Source organism: Desulfatibacillum alkenivorans DSM 16219, assembly GCF_900142135.1.
Lineage (GTDB): Bacteria > Desulfobacterota > Desulfobacteria > Desulfobacterales > Desulfatibacillaceae > Desulfatibacillum > Desulfatibacillum alkenivorans.
In genome coordinates this window covers 236,652-258,321 of the sequence record NZ_FQZU01000004.1, presented here as the reverse complement: position 1 = coordinate 258,321, position 21,670 = coordinate 236,652, and the positions used below count along the sequence as shown (strand labels likewise).

Here is a 21,670-nt window from a genome sequence, read left to right as displayed (position 1 = left end):
GGGTCCATCGGGTTTACGATTTTCATTTCGATTTTCGTTCTCATAGGGATCGCCATTATCTTCGGTTTTTTTCACGCCGTCCTGGCTGCGTTTAACCCCAAGCTGACAATCACCCTGTTTTCCGACTTCATCTGCATAGGGGACGAGGTATCCTTCAGCTGGGAGTTCAAAGGCAGCGCAAGCAGAATCAGCCGGTTCACCTTGACGCTGACAGGGACGGAAGCCGCCTCGTACAGGCGGGGTACGGACACCATAACCGACACCCATAATTTTTATCAGGCGGAAATTACGGAGCAGACCAACTCCGCATTTATGCAAAGGGGGCAGGGGCGCATTACAATTCCTGAAGAAACCATGCACACCTTCAAAAGCAGCAACAACGAAATCATGTGGGTGCTGAAGGCCCATTGCGACATCCCCAAATGGCCCGACACCAAAAACGATTACACAATAAGCATCCATCCCCTGCAGGAGGGGCGTTTTTAACAAGGGACCTCACTATGACTATGATGAACGTGCAGTTGGACGGCGGAACAATCTTCAAGCCGGGAGAAACCATAACAGGACAGGTTTCATGGTATCTGGACAAGAGGCCCAAGGCGGCTCGGGTGCGTTTATTCTGGTACACCATGGGCAAGGGGACGGAAGACAGCCAGGTGGAGGACCAACTGGTCTTTGACAAGCCCATGCAGCAGGATAACCGGTCCTTCAAGTTTAAACTGCCCGTTGCGCCGTACAGTTTTTCAGGAACCCTCATCACCCTCCGTTGGGGGGTGGAGCTGGACATCAAGGGCGTGAAAGAGGTCTGCGCCAAGGAATTCGTTTTAAGCCCCTTTGAAAAGGAAATCGTCCTGTAAGGCCGAATCAATGAAAGCCCACGACAACCCCTTCGGGTTCTTGGGGACGTCCCTGATTAATCGACTAACTCTATATGGTTTTGAAATGATACATAAATTCAGTCAGTGTAATAGTTGCTTAACACCCTTCATCAATTTTTATCGGCCCGCAACGCATCAACATGGCTGAACCGGATTTGCTACCCCCTGGAGATGGTTATTTTCGGCGTCAGGGAATTCATGACCGTCATCAATAAGGGCATTTACAAGTTCGAACTGGCCTCTTCATCCATGGATAATTCTTGGAGACGCCCCTGATGTCAAAAGCGGCTGGATGGCTCGCTCCGTTTAGTATGGTGCTATGCGTTATGGGCAATCAATTTGGGCATCATAACCTTCTCGGTCAATTGGAAAAAACAAAGACATTTTATGATCCGCGCAAATAGATTATGCGGGGTCTTCCTGGCCAAGCAGGATCAGGACTTCGCGGGCGGCGTCTTGTTCGGCGGCCTTTTTGCTGCGCCCCCGGCCCTGGGAGGTGAATTCCTTGTTGACGGCCGCCTGGGCCACAAAGGTTTTTTCGTGGTCAGGGCCGAATTCGCGAATCAACTCGTAGCTGGGGGTGATCCGCAATTTTGATTGGGCGTATTCCTGCAGCCGGGTTTTGTAATCCTGGGCCGCGGCCACGGCGACCTCTTCCGGGATTAAGGGAGCTATGAGGTTTTTGATGACCTTGAAGGCGTCGGCGTATCCCGAGTCCGAGTAAATGCCGCCGAACACGGCTTCCAGGCTGTCCGCCAGGATGGAATTCTTGTCCCACCCACGGCCCCGGGCCTCGCCCTTACCCAAAAGCAGATGCTGGCCTATTCCCAGGCTTCTGGCGATTTCCGCCAACTGGCCTTCGTTGACCAGGCTGGCCCTTAAACGGGAAAGGTCGCCTTCCCTGTTTTCGGAGTATTTGGACATGAGCATGTCGCTGACGGCCAGATTCAGGACGGCGTCTCCCAGGAATTCCAAACGCTCGTTATGGGTCCAGGTGCAATCCGGATGTTCGTTGACGTAGGAGCTGTGGCACATGGCTTCCAGGAGCAGTTCCGGGGTTTCGAAATTGTACCCCAGCGCTTCTTCCAGCAAGCCCAGGTCTTTTCCCGGCGGAATCTCAAAGCATCCGGCCTGCGCCTCTGTTTCCTTGTGATAGGCGAACAGGCGGTCATAAAGCTCCAGGGGCACGAACAGGTCGCCCTTGCCGGTTCCCATTTGGATATCCGGCTTGCTGGCGCCGTGGTAGTCCGAACCGCCGGTGATCAGCAGGTCCAGCTTTTGGGCCATGTCAAAATAACGGGCCACCATGTCCGGGTTGTGCTGGGGATAATACACCTCCAGCCCGGCCAGTCCCCAATCCTTTAGCTGGCTCAAAAAGTCGAACAGGACGTCCGGGGAAAACTCCAGGGAAAACGGATGCGCGCAGACGGGCAGGCCGCCGGATTTTAGGATAAGCTCCACGGCCCTTTGGGCTGACAAGCGGTATTTCCCTACATAAGCGGCCTGATCCTTGGCCAGGTAGTAGTCAAAGGCTTCGCGGGTGGTGTTGACGAATCCCTTTTTGACCAGGGCCTGGGCGATGTGCGGCCGTCCCACCTGGCCGCCGCCGGAAATTTCCTCGGCCTCGGCCAAAGTGACGTCCATGCCCAGGGATTGCAGCTTCCTGATGATCTTTGGGTTTCTGTCGGCCCTGGCGTCCTGGAGCACCTTTAAGGCTCTCTCCAGTTCGGGCTCTTGGGGATCGATGAAATACCCCAGGATATGAAGGCTTCCCCCGGAAGGAAAAGGAGCTGGGATGTCCGCGGAAATCTCCACGCCCGGGACGAACTCCAGGCCCTCCGGGATGCCGGATTCCTGGGCGTTTAGGGTTCCATCTACCGTATCATGGTCTGTAATGGCGATGGCGCACAGTTTCAGGTCTTTGGCGGCCGCCAAAATTTCCTGGGGTGTGAGCGTTCCGTCAGAGGCGGTGGAATGAATATGCAGGTCTATCCGGCCATCCTTAGATGCCAAGGGCTCTCTCCCTGGCTTCAGCCTTGGTCTTGCAGTCGATGCATTGGGTGGTGACAGGTCTGGCTTTGAGGCGCTCTATGGAAATATCCTCGCCGCATTCTTCGCAAATCCCGAACTCTCCGTTATCGATCCTGTCCAGGGTCTTACGAATTTTTTTGATGAGTTTGCTTTCTCTATCTCGAATTCTGAGCATGAAGTTGCGATCGGTTTCTACGGAAGCGCGGTCGGTGGGGTCGGGAAAATTTTCCTTGCGCTCGGACATGTCGTTCACCGTGTCGCCTGCATAATGCAGCAACTCATTCAACTGATCTTCGAGCATCTTTCTAAACATTTCCAGGTCTTTTTTCTTCATCGCGATACCTCGAAATCTTGAACTGTAAAACTCGAACTTAACAAGCAGCCTCAACCGAAAAGAGAGATTAACTATCATAGCCGGTTTTGCTTGTAAAGCACTATCTCCGTTTTACCGAACTTTTCCCGGCCGATTTTTTCGGTCCGGGCATGACAGGGTTATCGGTATAGTTGACGGATTCCTTTAATGTCAACTATTTAGGGCCCTTACTTAAAAGTTTCCAAGCCCTTCTTTTCCGTTTTGCAACCCCTTTCAGCGCCTGGATGATGGGTGGAGCCAACTGCCTGTTTTGCAATCCCGAACGTCCTCCCCTCCCTGGATTCCGCGCGGGATGCACTATATTTTATCAAACTTTCCCGCTGGTTACAAGCCTTGCAAAATGTTCGAAGGAGCGGTCGTAGGTCGCCTCGGCGTCTGCGGGAAAAACGCAGCCGGGCAGTTGCCTGCTTTTAAGGTGATAGGCAATGCACTCACAGCAGATTCCCTGCTTGGCGCAGGACGAGTAAGTGCAGGTGCATCTTTCCAGATTTTTTTCCTTTTTACACTCCATGCATTCTCCTTTGCTTTCTTCCGGCTTTTCACCGAAAGGCCTTACTGGTTTCCAAAGCCGTTTTGCCCCCCGCAATCCGGGCATTGCCACGTGATTCCGTTGCAAGACATTCCCCAAAAATTTTCTTCCATGCAATCCTGGCAAATCTGAAACCCGCACCGGCAGGTCCAGTTGAATTCCGTCTCCTTTTTGCAACAGGAGCAGGTATGGCCCCGCAGGGCTTTTTTTTGCCGGTAGCTGCTTTTTTTCTTTTCGCTCATGGTTCCATATCTCCGGTCATGGAACTCTTCATAACACGGTTCTTGTGCTTTTAGTTAACTGATGATAGCCTGCACAGAAAAGTTAAATAAGGAGGCGTATGATGTCAAGCGGCAACAATATCGGTATCACCCGGGACGAGGCGTTATCCCTGTTAAAAGAGCACATTAAAAACGAAAGAACAATCAGCCACTGCCTGGCTTCCGAGGCCATTATGCGCGCCTTGGCCAGGCGATTTTCCCAAGATGAGGATTTGTGGGGAATTGCAGGCCTGCTCCATGACCTGGATTATGAAATCGTCCATGAGGATGAATACACTCACGGAAAAGTTGCGGCGGAAATGCTTGGAGAAAAAGGCTGCTGCGAAGCCTTGAGCGACGTCATTGCCAAGCACAACGCCGAAGGCCTGGGCCTGGAGCGAACCACCCAGTTTGAGCACGCCCTCACCTGCGCCGAAAGCATCACGGGCCTGATTACGGCCACCGCTCTGGTCCAGCCGGACAAAAAGCTGTCCAGCGTCAAGCCGAAAAGCGTGAAAAAGCGCATGAAGCAGACCGCTTTCGCCCGGGCCGTAAGCCGCGAAAGGGTTTTGGAGTGTGAAAACATCGGCGTGCCTATCGCCGAATTCTGCGCCCTTGGCGTGGAAGCCATGCAGGAAATCGCGGAAGACCTTGGCCTGTAACCTTATCCCGCCATGGAGACCCCATGAAAACCATCTATCTTGTCGACGGAAGCGCGTATATTCATCGGGCTTTTCACGCCGTTAGGAACCTTTCCAATTCCAAGGGCCTGCCCACCAACGCGGTTTTCGGCTTTACCAACATGATGCTCAAGCTCGTCAACGACAAAAAGCCTGAGTACGCCGCCATGGTATTTGACGCCAAGGGTCCGACCTTTCGCCACGAGATATTCAAGGACTACAAGGCCAACCGCCCCCCCATGGACGAAGCCCTGGCCGTACAGATCCCTTATATCAAGGACATCACGGAAGCCTTTAACATGCCCATGCTGGAAATGCAGGGCTACGAGGCTGACGACCTCATCGGCACGCTTGCCAAGAAAGCCGAAGAACAGGGTTTTATGGTGGTCATGGTCACCGGAGACAAGGACTTCAACCAGCTTGTGACCCACAAATCCGTGGTGTGGGACCCCATGAAGGACGAAACCCGCACTGTGGAAAGCATCACGGAAAAGACCGGCCTGCCTCCGGACAAGGTTATCGAAATCATGGCCCTTTCCGGCGACTCGTCGGACAATATCCCCGGCGTTCCCGGCATCGGCCCCAAGACGGCCATTGCTTTGATCCAGGAATTCGGCAGCCTGGAGGGCGTGTACGAAGGCGTTGAAACCATCACCAAGAAAAAGCAGAAGGAAAACCTCCAAACCTATAAGGACGACGCCTTATTAAGCCACAAGCTGGTGACCATAGCAACCGACGCGCCCGTGGAATTCGACCCGGAAAAACTGCGCATTCAAGAGCCGGACTCCCAAAAGCTGGCCAAGCTGTTTTCCGAGTTGGAATTCAGGGATTTGAGCAAAGCCTATCCGGTAAAGACCGACCTGAGCAAAAAGGAGTACACGGCCTTAACCACCGAGGAAGACCTGAAGGCTTTGGCCGAAAGCCTGGAAAAGGCCGGCGTTTTCGCCCTGGACACGGAAACCACGGGCTTGGATCCCATGCGGGCTTCTTTGGTGGGCATGTCCTTTTCCTTTGAGGCGGACAAGGCTTTTTACGTTCCGTGCACCCATGACTATCTGGGCGCGCCGGATCAGGTCGGCGTGGAAAAGGCCTTGGAAATCCTGGAGCCGGTCCTGTCCAATCCCGAAATCAAAAAAATCGGCCAAAACATCAAATACGACTGGATCGTGCTGGCCCGCCACGGCGCGGATCTCCAGGGCGTCGCCTTTGACACCATGGTGGCGTCCTACCTGCTCAATCCCTCCCACCGAAGCCATGGACTGGACCAGATCGCCATGGAGTTGCTGGAGCACCGCATGATTTCCTACGAGGAGGTGTGCGGCAAGGGCGCCAAGGCCATTACATTCAACCAGGTTCCCTTGGAAAAAGCGGTGCCTTACGCCTGCGAGGACGCGGACGTCACCTTTCAGATTTACGGTCTGCTCCAGCCCAAGCTGGAGAAAAACGAACTCCTGGAGTTATTTGAAACTGTGGAAATGCCTTTGGTCGGGGTGCTGGTCAAAATGGAGATGGAAGGCATCACCGTGGATTCGGACCAGCTTCAAGCCTTGTCCAGGGAATTCCAGGGTGAATTGGAGTCGGCGGAAAAGGAAATCTACCAACTGGCCGGGGAGGAGTTTAACATCGCCTCGCCCCAGCAATTGGGCCATATTCTGTTTGAAAAACTGGGCCTGCCGGTCCAGAAAAAAACCAAAAAGAAAACCGGCTATTCCACGGACGTCAACGTCTTAACCACCCTGGCTTCCAAGCACGAATTGCCGGCCCTGATCCTGCGTTACCGGTCCGTGGCCAAGCTGAAAAGCACCTATGTGGACGCCCTGCAATCCCTGATTCATCCCCAAACCGGGCGGGTGCACACCTCGTTCAACCAGAATGTGACCGCCACGGGCAGGCTTAGCTCCAGCAATCCCAACTTGCAAAACATCCCGATCCGCACGCCCGAGGGCAAACGCATCCGGGAAGCCTTCGTGCCCCGCAAAGGGTGGGAACTGTTCTGCGCGGATTATTCCCAGATCGAACTGCGCATTCTCGCCCACTTGTCCCAGGACGAATTTTTGATCGAGCTGTTTAAAAGCGGCGAGGACATTCACAAGAGGACGGCGTCGGAAGTGTTCGAACTGTTCCCGGAATTCGTCACCGACGAAATGCGCAGGCAGGCCAAGGCCATCAATTTCGGCATTATCTATGGCATGGGCGCGTTCAGGCTTTCCAACGAAATCGGCGTCAGCAGAAAAACCGCCCAACGCTACATAGACAATTACTTCGTCACCTACAAAGGCGTTAAGAAGTTCATTGAGGAAACCATCGCCCAGGCCCACGAAACCGGCATGACCAAAACCCTCCTGGGACGCACCCGCCCCCTGCCCGACATCAACGCCAAAAACCGGGTGCTCAAAGAAGCGGCGGAGCGAATAGCAACCAACACGCCCATCCAGGGAACGGCCGCCGACCTCATCAAGGTCGCCATGATCAAGGTCCAAAACGCCCTGGAAGAACAAAACATGCAGACGAAAATGCTGCTCACCGTACACGACGAACTGGTCTTTGAATCCCCTCCGGAGGAAGTCTTCCAGGCCCAAGTCCTGGCCGAACAAATGATGGAAGGAGTCTGGGACCTGGATGTGACCCTGAAAGTAAACATCGAATCCGGCAAAAACTGGGCCGAAGCCCACTAAAAGCGAAAAGACTAAAAAAAGGGTTGCGCCTGCGGCGCGAGAATATTTTGCCTCCGGCGGCAAACCGCCGAAAAGCGGAAAAACTGAAAAGCATGCTTCCGGCGGCAAACTTTTTGGAAAAAGTTTGATCAAAAACTTTTCAATGGCGCTTCGCGCAAGACCGGATCAGTAACGAATCGAGCGACTTATACACCAGCAATTATGAAACATAAAGCAATTCAAGCATTGCTTTCAATTGGGCAAGCAAAGCCGCAGCAAAAAACGCGCAAGATGAAAAAACAAGTTTGCTCTTGGGCTTAAGAAAGCATGTGACAACCATGCAGGAAACAACTCCTGCCAAGGATATTACTGCCAGGATGCTGGGCAGGTAAAGCGGTGTAGGACCTAAATAGCTTTTCTCAAAAAGATAAATGAGAACAATGTTGACTGACGACCAACATGCAGCGGCGACGGCAATTGTACGCTCATAATTTTTTTTTCGAGTTTTATGGCCCATCAAACATCTCCCAAAGAAGAAGTTTCATGGTGCTAAATAACAATTCACTATGTGATAGAGGCCGTTATATATAGTGCGCTATCATCACCGTAATCATAGGGCCATTGAAGCTGGACATCGTAGGTTGCGGTTGAGCTTGCGAAACCCAACAAATCGCCGCCGCGAAGCGGCATCCTTTTCAAAATACTTTTGGGGAACTTAAGAAAATAGAAGAGCTGATAACAGCGGAGGCCGGGGTGGGCCTCCGCCGGTTGGGATGCTTTATTTGTCTTTGATTTCTTCCAGCAGTTCCTTGGCTTTGGGCCAGTTTTTCAATGTGGAGTCCCAGATGTAGGTGGGATCCTTGACTTCCAAGCACCGGTTCAGTTCGGCCCGGGCTTTGTCGTATTGATCGTCCTTGATGTAAACCATGGCCAATTCCACGCTTGCAAAGCTCAGCTTGGGGTCGCGTTTAACCGCGGTCTGACCGTACTCCAGAGCCTTGTCCATGTCTTTCATGGGCCAGGGGGTGGAGGAGTAAATGGCGCCCAGGATGGCGTAAGAGATGGTCGCGTAGCGATGGTCGGGATATTTCTCCACCAGCGTATGCAGATCTTTTTTGGCTGCTTTGACCTTGCCGAGCGCCTTTAAAACGCCCACCCGCCGGGCCATCTGACCGTTAATGCATCCGCTCCAGAACAAGCCGCCTGCATTGTCGGGCTCCAATTCCAGGGATTTTCCCGCGTAGTCGAGGCCCTTCACAAAGGTGGCCGTGGTCTGGTCTTCCTCCATGGGCTTGTTGTCGGCGATCTTAAACAGGACTTCCGCCATGCGCCAGTTAGCTTCGGCGCTGTCGGGCTTGAGCTCCAGGGCTTTGGCGAAAAGCGCTTCCGCTTTGTCCAGGTTGCCCAGGTCAATATGCATGAGTTTGACGTGCTCCCACCCTTGGTCCAAAAGGGCCCGGACTTCCGGATTGGTTTCCTCCGCCATAACCGTGGTGCAGGAAACCGCCAATACCAATACCGTAAAAACCACCGTGATTAACCTGAACATGCTACCCTCCCTGAAAAAAATGTTTCTTGATCAGCGTTAAACATCGGCCTCAAGGCCAATTTCTTCTAGCGGTAAGTGATACCTTATCCCACAAATTTTTTCAAACAGGATTATGCATATTTTTCATTTTACCGACCCGGGGTCAGTATGAAGCCAAAAAAAACCGCCCGGGCTCTCCAAAAAATTGTGTTTAATTTCCATTAATTATAGAGTTAACCCCAAACTTGGGCTTAGCTCTTGCAAGCCCCCCCGGCTTGTGGTAGAGGTTCCGCACCATTCTAGGCCCTTGGCTCAACTTTGGTATACCTAAAAAAGTCTCAGGAGGCTATACATGACCCAGGCAACCACAGACGCGCTGTGCGTCAACACTATCCGCACCCTTTCCATGGACGCGATTCAAAAGGCTAACTCCGGGCATCCCGGCGCCCCCATGGGAATGGCGCCCGCAGCCTATGTACTTTTCACCCGGTATCTCAAACACAATCCAAGCAATCCGGAATGGCATGACAGGGACCGTTTCGTGCTTTCCGCCGGGCATGCTTCCATGCTGATATACAGCCTGTTGCACCTCACCGGCTACGACTTGTCCCTGGACGACATCAAGAATTTCAGGCAATGGGGAAGCAGAACCCCGGGCCATCCCGAATACGGCCACACGCCCGGCGTGGAAACCACCACCGGCCCCTTGGGTCAGGGCCTTGCCAACGCCGTGGGCATGGCCATGGCCGAGCGCTTTTTGGCCAGCTATTTCAACCGCCCGGGCCATCCCGTGGTTTCGCACCATACCTATTGCTACTGCGGCGACGGCTGCATGATGGAAGGCATCACCCACGAAGCCGCCTCTTTGGCCGGCCACCTGGGCCTTTCCAAGCTCATCTGCCTGTATGACGACAACAAAATTTCCATCGAAGGATCCACGGACATTGCTTTTACGGAAGACGTGAGAGCCCGGTTCGCCGCCTACAAATGGCAGGTGATCACGGTGGAGGACGGCAACGACCTGGACGCCATCGCCAAGGCCATTGAAGAGGCTCAGGAAGACAAGGATCGTCCCAGCCTCATCGCCATTCGCAGCCACATAGCCTTTGGGTCTCCCCATAAGCAGGATTCCTCCGACGCCCACGGCGCGCCTCTGGGAGAAGAGGAGATTCTCCTTACCAAAAAGAACCTGGGCTGGCCCGAAACCGAGCCTTTTTTCGTGCCCCAGGAAGCCCTGGACGTTTTCAGGCAATGCGTGGACAAGGGCGCCAAGGCAGAGGCCGAATGGAACGGCGCCATGGCCGCTTTCGCCAAGGCTCATCCTGAGATTGCCGAACAGTTCACCCCCATCATGAACGGCGACCTGCCCGACGGATGGGACGCGGACATTCCGGCCTTTACTCCTGAAGACAACGTCATCGCCACCCGGGCCGCCTCCGGCGCGGTGCTGAACGCCATCGCGCCCAAGCTGCCCACCCTGATCGGCGGCTCCGCCGACCTGGCGCCGTCCAACAAGACTTTCATCAACGGGTCCGGCGAGTTTCAGGTCATGAACTACCAGAACCGCAACATCCGGTTCGGCGTGCGCGAACACGCCATGGGCGCCATCATGTCGGGCATGGCTTTGCATAAGGGAATCCGCCCCTACGGAGGCACCTTTTTGGTCTTCGCCGATTACGTGCGGCCAGCCATCCGCGTGGCGGCCCTCATGGGCGCGCCGACCATTTATGTATTCACCCACGACAGCGTGGCCGTGGGCGAAGACGGCCCCACCCATCAACCGGTGGAGCACCTGCTTTCCCTGCGGGCCATCCCCAACCTGACGGTGATCCGGCCTTCCGACGCCACGGAAACCGCCGAGGCCTGGAAGCAGGCTATCACCAACAATTCCGGGCCCACGGCCCTTATCCTTTCGCGCCAGAAGCTGCCCGTTATCGACCGCAACCGATACTCCGGCGCTCAGGGCCTGGCTTACGGCGCATACGTAGTGGCCGACGCCAAGGGCAAAGATCCCGACTGCATCCTCATCGCCAGCGGCTCCGAAGTTAGCCTGGCTCTCCAGGCCAGGGAGCAATTGGCTGAAAAGGGCGTGGAAGCCCGCGTGGTGTCCATGCCCAGCTGGGAATTATTTGAAAAAACCACCGAAGAGTATCGCAACCGGGTTCTGCCTCCCAAGGTCGCCAAGCGTCTGGCCATCGAGGCCGGAACCACCTTGGGTTGGGAGCGCTACGTGGGAGCCGATGGAAAGATCATCGGCATCGACCGGTTCGGCGCCTCCGCCCCCGGTGGAGAGGTTCTGAACAAACTGGGCATGAACGTGGAAAACGTGGTGAAAAACGCCTTGGAACTGTAATTCAAGATTTTTGAAAAATTCTAACGGCCGGTCCTGTTCTAAACGGGATCGGCCGTTTTTATTGTGTGGATTAACCACGGTTTCAAGCAGACCCATCCATGACATAAAGGTGTATGGTTTCAGATAGTCCTGTATGTATTCCCACGCGAAGCATGGGAACGAGCGCCAACGAGACGGGTTGGCCTACATGTTTTCGGGCGGCCCAGGCCGGAGGCCAAAAGGCGCGGCCCGGAAGGATTTTGGATGTTGGGAATGGCCGGCGGGCGAAATGAGCCGCTTGAATTCCTTTGTTTGCTTAGTTATGCCAAGGCTTCCGTGTATTCGCAATGAACGGATTCTATTGGCGACAAGGTTTTACTACGTGCGCTTCGCGCCCTGGCAAGATACTGCTTTGCCTGGGCCATCCAGCATCCCAGTCATGAACCCGTAGAAAAAAAAACCCTCCCCCTGGCAGGGGAGGGATTTTTTAGTGACGGGGTGGAAAACCCGATTACAACCTAAAAAGGAGATTACATGTTTCTGCGGTATTTGCCGCCTACGTCGTACAGGGCCTGGGAAATCTGGCCCAAGCTGCAATGCTGAACCGTTTCCATCATCTGGGCGAAGATGTTTTCGCCTTTCAATACTGTTTCCTGGAGCTTTTTCAGGGCTGGCTCGCATTCCCTCTGGTGCTCGGCGTGGAACTCGGCCAAGCGTTTCAACTGGGATTCCTTTTCCTCTTCCGTGGAGCGGGCCAGTTCCAGTTCCTGGAACTCGCCGTCCTTGCCCGCGTTGGGATCGATGAACATATTCACGCCGACCAGGGGCAGTTCGCCGGAGTGCTTGAGGGTTTCGTAGTACACGGACTCGTCCTGAATCTTGGTTCTCTGGTAGCCCATTTCCATGGCGCCGAGCACGCCGCCGCGGCGGGTGATGCGGTCGAATTCCGCCAGCACGGCCTCTTCCACCAGATCGGTCAGTTCGTCCACGATAAAGCTGCCTTGGTTTACGTTTTCGTTCTTGGCCAGGCCCCACTCCCTGTTGATGATCAACTGGATGGCCAGGGCGCGCCGCACGGATTCCTCGGTGGGCGTGGTGATGGCCTCGTCGTAAGCGTTGGTGTGGAGGCTGTTGCAGTTGTCGTAGACCGCGCACAAAGCCTGGAGCGTGGTGCGGATATCGTTGAACTGGATGTCCTGGCTGTGCAGGGAGCGGCCTGAGGTCTGGATATGGTACTTGAGCATCTGAGAGCGCTTGGAGGCGCCGTATTTCTCCCGCATGGCCACGGCCCAGATTCTGCGGGCCACCCGGCCTATGACCGTGAATTCCGGGTCCATGCCGTTGGAGAAGAAAAACGAAAAGTTGGGGGCGAAGGCGTCGATATCCATGCCCCGGGACAAGTAGTATTCCACGTAAGTGAAGCCGTTGGCCAGGGTCAGGGCCAGCTGGGTGATGGGGTTGGCCCCGGCTTCGGCGATGTGATAGCCGGAAATGGACACGGAATAGAAATTCCGCACGTTGTTGTCGATGAAATACTGCTGGATGTCGCCCATGATCTTGAGGGCGAATTCCGTGGAAAAGATGCAGGTGTTCTGGCCCTGATCCTCCTTGAGGATATCGGCCTGAACCGTGCCGCGCACCGTGGAGAGCGCGGCGGCCCGGATCTTTTCGTATTCGTCCTTGGACGGCTTGCGCACGTTCTGCTGTTCGAACTTTTCCACCTGCTGCTGGATGGCCGTATTCAAAAACATGGCCAGCATGATGGGCGCCGGACCGTTGATGGTCATGGAAACAGAGGTGTTGGGCGCGCAAAGGTCGAACCCGCCGTACAGCACCTTGACGTCCTCGATGGTGCACACGCTCACGCCCGAGTTGCCGATTTTTCCGTAGATGTCGGGCCTGCGGTCCGGGTCCTTGCCGTAGAGCGTCACCGAGTCAAAAGCCGTGGAAAGGCGTTTGGCCGGATAGCTTTCGGAAAGCAGACGGAACCGGCGGTTCGTGCGGAAAGGATCGCCTTCGCCCGCGAACATGCGGGTGGGGTCTTCATCGGCCCGTTTGAAGGGGAACACCCCCGCGGTGAACGGGAAGAATCCCGCCAGGTTTTCCCTGCGGAGCCAGCGGTAGGTTTCGCCGGGGTCTTCGTACTTGGGCAGGGCCACCTTGGGAATCATGCTGCGGCACAGGGATTCGGTCTTTAAAGGCACGCGGTATTCCTTGTTGCGCACCTCATAAACGAACTCGTCGCCGGAGTATTTTTCCTTGATGGCGGGCCACCCTTTGGTAAGGGCCAGGGTTTCCTCGTCCAGGGCTGCAAAGGCTTCCTCAGCCTCTTCAGTCAGCTTTTGGGCCACGTTGGCGTCCTTCTTCTTCATGACCTCGGCGGCTTTTTGCAACTGCCAGGCTTCACGCAAGGCCCTGGCCTGGGCCTCGGTCTGGGCGTGGTAATCACGGATGGAGTCGGCGATTTCCGTGAGGTAGCGATCCCGCTCCGGCGGAATGATGACCGTCTTGGAGGTGGACACATGGCCTTCGGGCCTGGGCAGGGAGGATTGGAGATCCAGCCCGGCTTTTTCGTTAACGCGATCCAAAAGCGCCAGATACAGGGCGGTCACGCCGTCGTCGTTGAACTTGGAGGCCGAGGTTCCGAACACCGGCATTTTTTCGGCCGACACGTCCCAGGCGTTGCGGTTTCTCTGAACCTGCTTGCTTACCAGCTTGACCGCGTCCTCGCCGCCGCGCTTTTCGTATTTATTGACCACCACCAGATCGGCGAAATCCAGCATGTCGATTTTTTCCAACTGGGAGGCGGCGCCGAACTCGCCGGTCATGGCGAAGATGGAAATGTCCACCAGATCCACAATGGCGGTGTCGCCCTGGCCTATGCCCGCAGTTTCCGCGATGACCAGGTCGTACCCCGCGCCTTTGAGAAAGCGGATGATGTCCTCCACCGCATTGGAAAGCTCGGTGTGGGACTCCCGGGTGGCCAAAGAGCGCATGTACACCCTGGGATTGTCAATGGCGTTCATGCGAATGCGGTCGCCCAAGAGCGCGCCGCCGGTCTTGCGGCGGGAGGGATCGGTGCTGACCACGGCGATGTTAAGATCCGGGAAATCCCGCAAAAGCCTGAGAATGAGCTCATCGGTCAGGGAGGATTTGCCCGCGCCGCCGGTGCCTGTCAGGCCCACGGCCACGGCCTTGGATTCCTTCTTGACCGCGGTCCATAAGGGTTTGAGATCCTTGTCATCCCATTTTTTCTTCTGCTCCACCATGGTGATGCATTTGGCGATCAGGGATTTATTCGCAGGGGAAATCTTTTTGAAGTCCAGCTTGGGATCGGTGACCGTGGCGAAATCCAAAGACTCCACCATGTGGTTGATCATGCCCTGGAGGCCCATCTTTGCGCCGTCCTCGGGAGAATAGATCTTGGCCACGCCGTAGGCTTCCAGCTCCTTGATTTCCTCGGGCACGATAACCCCGCCCCCGCCGCCGAAAACCTTGATCCCCGGGGAGTTCCGCTCTTTCAAGAGATCCACAAGATACTTGAAGAACTCCATGTGGCCCCCCTGATAACTGGAAATGGCGATGCCCTGGGCGTCTTCCTCGATGGCCGCGCTTACGATCTGATCCACGGACCGGTCGTGACCCAAATGGATGACCTCCACGCCCGTGGCCTGGAGCATGCGGCGGATTATGTTGATGGACGCGTCATGCCCGTCAAAAAGGGAAGTGGCAGTGACCACACGAATCGGTTGGGTGGGCTCATACACTTTATCTTGCTTCATGATCTTCTCCTTGTGCGCGGCCGCCGTTGGACGCGCAACTGTCCAGGATAAAAGCGGTCTGCTGTTCTATATATTCTTCAATGGTGTATTGCCGGGACAAATACCACCCTCGGTACGCCCACATATGGCCCCACACCGTTATGTTATGCGCCATGATGTCCAGCGCCGGCTGATCCATGGGAGGCAAAACCCCTTCTTTCATCAATTGCCGGAGCGCCAACACAAACAGGCTGGTTATGCGCACCTCGTTTTCCAAAACCTTCTTGCGCCAATGCTTGGGCAGGGATTTGGCCTCCTGGTATATCAATAAAATGTGCCGGTCAAGCCGGTTGCAAACCAAAAAATACCCCCGGATCATGGCGGGCAGCACGTCCTTGGCGCCCGTGGCCTTTTCCAGGGCGTGGGTCACCCCTTCCTCCATGTCCGCGTGAATGGCGTCGCAAACCAGAAAAAGTATGTCCTCCTTGGATTTGACGTACTCGTACAAAGAGCCGATGGAAAAGCCCACGGCCCGGGCGATCTCCCGGGTGGTGGTCTTGTGAAAGCCCTTTTCCATGAACAGGGTTACAGCGGCGTCCACAATCTGCCGCCTGCGTTTGGCCACCAGGTCCTGGTCCTTGACCTGGGTGGGTATGAGGGAATTGTTGTTGGTTTTATCCAGCATCTTTTCCTTGGTTATGCACTCAGTAATTGGTTACTGCCCACCGACTGAACGAGCGCTCAGTCAAACGCCTTTCCTTTACCAAGCCGCCCCGGTTTTTGTCAAGGAAATTCCAGGAAATTCCAAGCAGGCGCGAAAAGAGGCAATGCCGCCAGGGGCCTGCCTCTGCCCGCCCAAGTCATCAATTCCGGTTGAAGTAAACAATGCAGACGCCCCCCTGTGGACGCTGTTTTGGGGCGGCCAAGGCAGCGCAGTTTGCTGCCTGGGTTTGAAGAACAAAGGCGCGGCCAAGGAGATTGCGGAAATTGCGAATGCTTGGCGGGCGTACAGAATGGCTTGAAATCCGGATTTTGGTTTTGGATGGGCCGCCTGTGTGAAATAAAACTTTGAATTCTATAATCTGTGAGGCTTAATTCCCTGTCGCGTTGCGACCCCGGCAGTGTACTGCCCTGCCGCGGCCGTCCATTTCGATGAGCGCTTTCAATGTATAAAATAAAATTAATTTCAGATAGTTCTGCATACATTCCCACGGGGGCCATGGAAACGAGAAAAAGGCCAACTTATCCTCCGATGGAGGACATGCTGCGGTCGCAGCCGGGCTTTTCGCTTTTGGCGGAGTCCAGGCCCCGGGGCTTTTGAGCGATGGCCTGAGTGAATACGGCGTCCAGGTCGGAGGGGCCGCCGCCGTTTCTCAGGACCGAGCGGACATCGATTTCCTTGTCGGAAAACAGGCAGGGCCGCACTTTGCCGTCGGCCGTCAAACGCAGGCGGTTGCATGTGGAGCAAAAATGGCCGGAAATAGCGTTGATGAACCCGATCTCCCCTTGCGCTCCGGATAAAGAAAACCTTCTTGCCGGGCCGTCCAGGGGGCCGTGCTCCGTGACGGGCGCCATGGGTCCGAGCTGCTTTTCTATGATCTCACGAATTTCATCAGATGATATGGACCGATCCTCGGCCCAATGCATGTTCTTGCCAATGGGCATGTATTCGATAAACCGGACGGACACGGGCTTGTTTATAGTCAACTTGGCGAAATCCGCAAATTCCGAGTCGTTCACGCCCGCCACGGCCACCACGTTGATCTTCACAGGATCCAACCCTGCGTCCAGGGCGGCTTCGATGCCCTCCTTGACCTCCTGGCAATGATTCCTGCCGGTGATTTTTTCAAACACCTCGGGCTTCATGCTGTCCAGGCTGACGTTCACCCGGTGCAGGCCCGCCTTTTTCAGATCATGGGCCATGGAGGCCAGACGCACGCCGTTGGTTGTCATGGCGAGATCCTTGATTTCCGGCAGCGCGGAAATGGATGCCACCAGATCTTCGATGCCCTTGCGCACCAGGGGCTCGCCGCCAGTGATGCGGACTTTTTGAATGCCGTGGCGCACTCCGGCCTGGACGATGGCGGTGATTTCTTCGTAGGACAGGACGTCTTTATGCCCGAGAAAGGGCAGGCCTTCCTCGGGCACGCAATAAAAGCAACGCAGATTGCAGCGGTCGGTCACGGACACCCGCAGGTAGCTGATGGTGCGGGAGAATCTGTCCGTGTTTAGCTGAGTAATGGGCTTATCCTTCGTAATGACAACCTCGTTTCCCGCTTTTTATTCTGAGCGGGCGAATTCCAGACGGCTTGGTCGTTTTTACAAGAGACGCTTCACTGCCTGTTGCGGACGCCTCAGCTTGCAGGATCCTTTTTAATTCTGAGCGCCAGTTCGGCCAACTGCTCGAAAGCCACCTCGGAGGGGGCGTCCGTAAGCAGGCATGCGGCCTTTTGGGTCTTGGGAAAGGGAATGATGTCCCTGATGGAGTTTTCGCCGCTCAAAAGCATGATCAAGCGGTCGAACCCAAAGGCCAGTCCTCCGTGGGGAGGCGCGCCGAAAGCCAGGGCTTTCAGCAGGAATCCGAATTTCTCCTCGGCTTCCTCCTGGCCCAGGCCCAACATGTTAAACACCTTTTCCTGCATTTCCGGCTGATGGATACGGATGCTGCCGCCGCCAAGCTCGGTTCCGTTCAGGACCATATCGTAAGCCCGGGAGCGTACTGCGCCGGGATCGGATTCCAACAGGTCCAGGTCTTCCTCCATGGGCGCGGTGAAAGGGTGGTGCAGGGCCACATACCTTTTTTCCGTCTCGTCGTATTCCACCAGGGGGAACTCTGTCACCCACACAAAGCGGAATTCGTTTTCGTCGATCAGGCCAAGCTCCTTGGCCACCCGGTTTCTCAGGTGTCCCAAAGCGTCGTTGGTGACCTTGATATTATCCGCCACAAAGAAGATAAGGTCGCCGGGCGCCATGTCCAGGGCATCTGCCATGGCGGCCTTTTCGTCGTCCGTGAAGAACTTGGCGATGGGCGACTGCCACGAGCCGTCCTCCTTCACCTTGATCCAGGCCAGGCCTTTGGCGCCGTACACGGCCACAAAGGCGGTCAGATCATCTATGACTTTTCGGGAAAAATGGGCGCAACCTTTAGCGTTCATGGCCTTGACCATGCCGCCTTTTTTCACCACTGAGGCGAAAACCTTGAAGTCGGAGCCTTCCACAATGGAGGAAACCTCTTTCAACTCCAGGCCGAAGCGCAGGTCCGGCTTGTCCAGGCCGTAGCGGTCCATGGCGTCCTTGTAGGTCAGGCGGTCGAAGGGCGTTTTGACTTCCTTGCCCATGACCTCCTTGAACACCTTGGCGATCATCTGTTCGGCCATGCCCATGACGTCTTCCTCGCCCACAAAGGACATTTCAAGGTCGATCTGGGTGAACTCGGGCTGCCGGTCGGCGCGGAGGTCCTCGTCGCGGAAGCAGCGGACGATCTGGTAATACCGGTCGTAGCCGGCCACCATCAAAAGCTGCTTGAAAAGCTGAGGGCTTTGGGGCAGCGCATAAAACAGGCCGGTGTTCACGCGGCTGGGCACCAGATAATCACGGGCGCCTTCGGGCGTGCTTTTGGTCAGAACCGGGGTTTCGATGTCCAGGAACTCGTTTTCGTTCAGGAACGCGCGGACGCACGCCCCCACCTGATGGCGGAGCATGATGTTCTTGGCGATCCGGGGCCTGCGCAGGTCCAGGTACCTGTATTCCAGGCGCAGGTTTTCCGAGACTTCCACGTTGTCCTCGACCATGAACGGAGGGGTCTTGGACTTGTTGAGGATCTTCAGTTCGGAAACCATGACTTCAATCTCGCCGGTTTCCATCTTGGGGTTGACCATGCCGTCCGGGCGTTCCAGAACTTCGCCCTGCACGGCGATGACCCATTCGCTGCGGATGGTATCGGCCAACTTGTGCACGTCCGCGTTATGCTCGGGGTTGAACACCACCTGGGTGACTCCATACCGGTCGCGCAGATCGATAAAAATAACGCCGCCGTGATCGCGCCAACGCTGGGCCCAGCCCATAAGCGTTACGGTCTTGCCTGTATCCTCTTTACGAAGGACTCCGCAGTTGTGAGTCCGTCTCATGCTTCCCAGTAAGTCTGCCATTGTTTGCCCTTTTTTATAAACTATTTAAAATGAACAGGTTTTTAGTTGCTTTCCAATGCCGTTTATCCCTGATTTATCAAGGCGGCGACCCGGTCCGTCAGGCCGTCCAAGGCAACCTCCTCCTGCTCTTTGGTATTCATGTTCCGCAACACAGCCATGCCGTTTTGCAGTTCGTTTTCGCCCAATATCAAAACGCGCCCCGCATTAAAGCGGTTGGCCTGCTTCATCTGGCTTTTCAGGCTTTTGCCTTCGTAATCCATTTCCGCGCGCAGGCCCCTGGCGTTGAAGTCACACAGCCATCCAAAGGCTATTTTGCGGGCGTCCTCCCCCAAAGCAGCGATGAACAAGGCGGGCGGAACGGTGAAATCCTTTTCCTCGGCGCCCAGCAAGGCAGCCAAACGGTCGAATCCCACGGCGAAGCCGATTGCCGGGGTTTCCTTGCCGCCCAAAACTTTCACCAGGCCGTCGTACCGGCCGCCGCCTGCCACAGCGTTTTGCGCGCCCAAGAGGGTGGTTTGCACCTCAAAGGTGGTGCGGGTGTAATAATCCAGCCCGCGCACCAGCCGGGGGTCGATTTCGTAAGGCACGTTCAGATCGTCCAGGCCCTCGATGACCGCCTGGAAATGCTCCTTGCAGTCCGGGCACAAATGATCCTGGATGGAAGGCGCGCCCTGCACCGCTTCCTTGCAACCGGGAACCTTGCAGTCAATAACCCGCAGCGGGTTTGCCTCAGCCCTGCGCTGGCAATCGGAGCACAGGCGGTCCATCTTGTCGGACACGAAAGAGATGAGGGCCTCGCGGAACTTGGGCCGGCATTCGGGGCATCCCAGGGAGTTCACGTGGGTGACCACGTCCGGCACGTCCAGGCCCGTAAAGAACAGGTGCAGCAGGTACATGATCTGGACGTCCGCCAAAGGCGAGGCCACGCCGAACATTTCCGCGTTGATCTGATAAAACTGCCTGTACCTGCCTTTTTGCGGACGTTCGTGGCGGAACATGGGGCCGATGGTGTAAAACTTCTGGACCGGGTCGGACCCGGCGTAGCCGTGCTCGATGTACGAACGCACCACAGAAGCCGTGGCCTCGGGCCGCAGGGTCTGGCCCCGGCCCTTGGAGTCGGGAAAGGTGTACATTTCCTTTTCCACGATGTCCGTATCCGCGCCGATGCCCCGGGCGAACAGCTCCGTGCTTTCCATAATGGGCAAGCGGATTTCCCTGAACCCGAAATTTTCCAAAAGGACGCGGGCCTTGGATTCAATATCCTGCCACAATTCCACCTGGCCGGGGAGTATGTCCCTGAATCCGCGAATTAATTTGATCATTTTAAGCTCCGATAAAGCGATTTCCGGGCAAAACCCGGTAAACGATCATAATTGGCAAAACATGGGAATTAAATCAAGGGAATATTTAGGGGATAAGGCGGATTAATCCAATTGGAACGAAATTGTGCAGGAAATAGGGAAAGGTTGAATTCGATTTGTAGGGGTAGGGCTTTCCCTACTTTAGACGCGCCTGTGGGCGCCTCCATAGGCGCCCACAGGGGGGCGCAGCTACAATGCAAATTGTCACGCCTCGGCTGTCTGGCACGGGTGGCCCAGGCAAAGGCAGCGCCTTGCCAGGGCGCGTTAGCGCAAAAGGGGCGACTAAAGTTCTATGAGAAAATTAAAATTTTACTGCGGCCGAACGCTCTACCCAAAACCAAATAAAAAGCGGGAATTCAACCAACCCCATACGCCCGCCGGGCATCCCAGATTCCTACTATCTTTTCCGGCCGCGCCTTGTGTTCTGCGAACCCAGGCAATAAACAGCATTGCCTGGGCCACCCCAAATACATGGGGCGCCTTCCCAGCGGGGCAAGCCCTGCGCCCTACATTGCTTATGAAGCCAATGGGGTTAAATTTGGCGTGTAGCTATAGGGCTTGCCCTACTTTGGAAATGCTCCGCACGGCCCATCGGCGCCCACAGGGGGGCGCAGCTACAATGCAGATTATTGCGCCCTGATCGACGGACCTGGACGAACGGCCGCTTTTTTTGTGGGTCAGGCCTTAATCCAACTCGATGAAGGTGGACTCCACGGGGCCGTCAAGAAGCAGGATGGAATTGATGTGCACCCGGAAGAATTCCGTATCCTCCTGATCCAAAAGGGGCTTGAGGCGGGGATGGATAATCAAAAAGGCCCGCGTCAATTCCATGAGGTCCCTGGGATCCTGGGGGCCGTAGGTTCCGGCGATGGTCAGGGCCTGGATGTTTTCGTCTTGATCCTTGTCAAAACTGGCCCGGGTGTCCACCATCACGCTGACCTTGGGATTGGCCTGCATGTTTTTATGCTTGGCGGAATTCTTGCCCGTAACCATAATCAGGGCGTTTCCCTGGCGGTCCAGCATATAGGCCATGAGGGAGCAATGGGGCTTGCCGCCGGCGTCGGTGGCCAGGACGCACATAGTCTCCCTGGCGAGTAGATCGAATATTTTTTCCATGATGGGCGATTAACTCTTA

Annotated in this window: 17 protein-coding genes; 5 read left to right on the top strand and 12 right to left on the bottom strand. The window is 55.5% G+C overall.

Translation table 11 applies throughout. From position 1 onward, the window contains the following. Both BUE18_RS27860 and BUE18_RS05875 read left to right on the top strand, forming a co-directional pair. Positions 1–486 (top strand): hypothetical protein (locus BUE18_RS27860; RefSeq protein ID WP_170868280.1); only part of this gene is annotated, 486 nt, incomplete at its 5' end. Between the two features lie 14 nt (positions 487–500). Continuing rightward, positions 501–857, top strand: coding sequence for a hypothetical protein (locus tag BUE18_RS05875; protein WP_139264626.1), 357 nt, complete (start codon positions 501–503; stop codon positions 855–857). 426 nt (positions 858–1,283) lie between these two features. Here BUE18_RS05875 and rnc read toward each other — a convergent pair whose 3' ends face one another. The 4 genes from rnc to BUE18_RS05850 form a co-directional block, all read right to left on the bottom strand. Further along, positions 1,284–2,891 carry a ribonuclease III gene (gene rnc, locus BUE18_RS28425; protein ID WP_244549287.1) on the bottom strand — a complete coding sequence of 536 codons (1,608 nt, stop codon included), beginning with the start codon at positions 2,889–2,891 and terminating at the stop codon, positions 1,284–1,286. Then, positions 2,881–3,243 carry an RNA polymerase-binding protein DksA gene (dksA, locus tag BUE18_RS05860; RefSeq protein ID WP_015947505.1) on the bottom strand — a complete coding sequence of 121 codons (363 nt, stop codon included), beginning with the start codon at positions 3,241–3,243 and terminating at the stop codon, positions 2,881–2,883. The genes rnc and dksA overlap by 11 nt, the downstream gene beginning before the upstream one ends. Positions 3,244–3,589: 346 nt before the next feature. Continuing rightward, entirely contained in the window at positions 3,590–3,793 is a 204-nt protein-coding gene (locus tag BUE18_RS05855) for a DUF6485 family protein (RefSeq protein WP_015947506.1), read from the bottom strand. 41 nt (positions 3,794–3,834) lie between these two features. Next, a complete protein-coding gene (locus tag BUE18_RS05850; RefSeq protein WP_073473863.1) occupies positions 3,835–4,053 on the bottom strand; it encodes a hypothetical protein in 219 nt (72 codons plus the stop codon). Between the two features lie 98 nt (positions 4,054–4,151). On the opposite strand from BUE18_RS05850, the gene BUE18_RS05845 reads away from it, so the two are divergent. Together BUE18_RS05845 and polA are read left to right on the top strand one after the other, a co-directional pair. Next, a complete protein-coding gene (locus BUE18_RS05845) occupies positions 4,152–4,733 on the top strand; it encodes an HDIG domain-containing metalloprotein (RefSeq protein WP_244549286.1) in 582 nt (193 codons plus the stop codon). Positions 4,734–4,756: 23 nt separating this feature from the next. Beyond that, positions 4,757–7,426, top strand: a complete 2,670-nt coding sequence (gene polA / locus BUE18_RS05840; protein ID WP_073473856.1) for a DNA polymerase I — start codon at positions 4,757–4,759, stop codon at positions 7,424–7,426. A 199-nt stretch (positions 7,427–7,625) separates the two neighbouring features. Here the strand turns inward: polA and BUE18_RS05835 are convergent, their stop codons facing one another. Beyond that, positions 7,626–7,922 carry a hypothetical protein gene (locus BUE18_RS05835; protein ID WP_073473853.1) on the bottom strand — a complete coding sequence of 99 codons (297 nt, stop codon included), beginning with the start codon at positions 7,920–7,922 and terminating at the stop codon, positions 7,626–7,628. Between the two features lie 261 nt (positions 7,923–8,183). Then, positions 8,184–8,954 (bottom strand): tetratricopeptide repeat protein, encoded by a 771-nt coding sequence (locus BUE18_RS05830; RefSeq protein ID WP_073473850.1) that lies wholly within the window; start codon positions 8,952–8,954, stop codon positions 8,184–8,186. A gap of 331 nt (positions 8,955–9,285) precedes the next feature. Here BUE18_RS05830 and tkt point away from each other — a divergent pair, with 331 nt between their 5' ends. Further along, positions 9,286–11,286: a transketolase gene (gene tkt, locus BUE18_RS05825; protein WP_073473847.1), complete on the top strand. Its 2,001-nt coding sequence runs from the start codon at positions 9,286–9,288 to the stop codon at positions 11,284–11,286. A gap of 509 nt (positions 11,287–11,795) precedes the next feature. Here the strand turns inward: tkt and icmF are convergent. The 6 genes from icmF to BUE18_RS05790 form a co-directional block, all read right to left on the bottom strand. Beyond that, positions 11,796–15,047 (bottom strand): fused isobutyryl-CoA mutase/GTPase IcmF, encoded by a 3,252-nt coding sequence (icmF, locus tag BUE18_RS05820; RefSeq protein ID WP_073473844.1) that lies wholly within the window; start codon positions 15,045–15,047, stop codon positions 11,796–11,798. Next, complete coding sequence (locus BUE18_RS05815) at positions 15,034–15,711, bottom strand: TetR/AcrR family transcriptional regulator (protein ID WP_073473840.1); 678 nt, start codon at positions 15,709–15,711, stop codon at positions 15,034–15,036. The genes icmF and BUE18_RS05815 overlap by 14 nt, the downstream gene beginning before the upstream one ends. Before the next feature lie 557 nt (positions 15,712–16,268). Next, entirely contained in the window at positions 16,269–17,267 is a 999-nt protein-coding gene (gene moaA / locus BUE18_RS05805; protein ID WP_073473834.1) for a GTP 3',8-cyclase MoaA, read from the bottom strand. A 113-nt stretch (positions 17,268–17,380) separates the two neighbouring features. Beyond that, positions 17,381–19,174, bottom strand: a complete 1,794-nt coding sequence (gene aspS, locus BUE18_RS05800; protein ID WP_073473832.1) for an aspartate--tRNA ligase — start codon at positions 19,172–19,174, stop codon at positions 17,381–17,383. Positions 19,175–19,236: 62 nt separating this feature from the next. After that, the gene (hisS, locus tag BUE18_RS05795) at positions 19,237–20,496 is read right to left on the bottom strand and encodes a histidine--tRNA ligase (protein WP_073473831.1); all 1,260 of its coding nucleotides are present in this window, start codon (positions 20,494–20,496) and stop codon (positions 19,237–19,239) included. A 723-nt stretch (positions 20,497–21,219) separates the two neighbouring features. Then, positions 21,220–21,651 (bottom strand): pyridoxamine 5'-phosphate oxidase family protein, encoded by a 432-nt coding sequence (locus tag BUE18_RS05790; RefSeq protein ID WP_073473829.1) that lies wholly within the window; start codon positions 21,649–21,651, stop codon positions 21,220–21,222. Positions 21,652–21,670 lie beyond the last annotated feature (19 nt).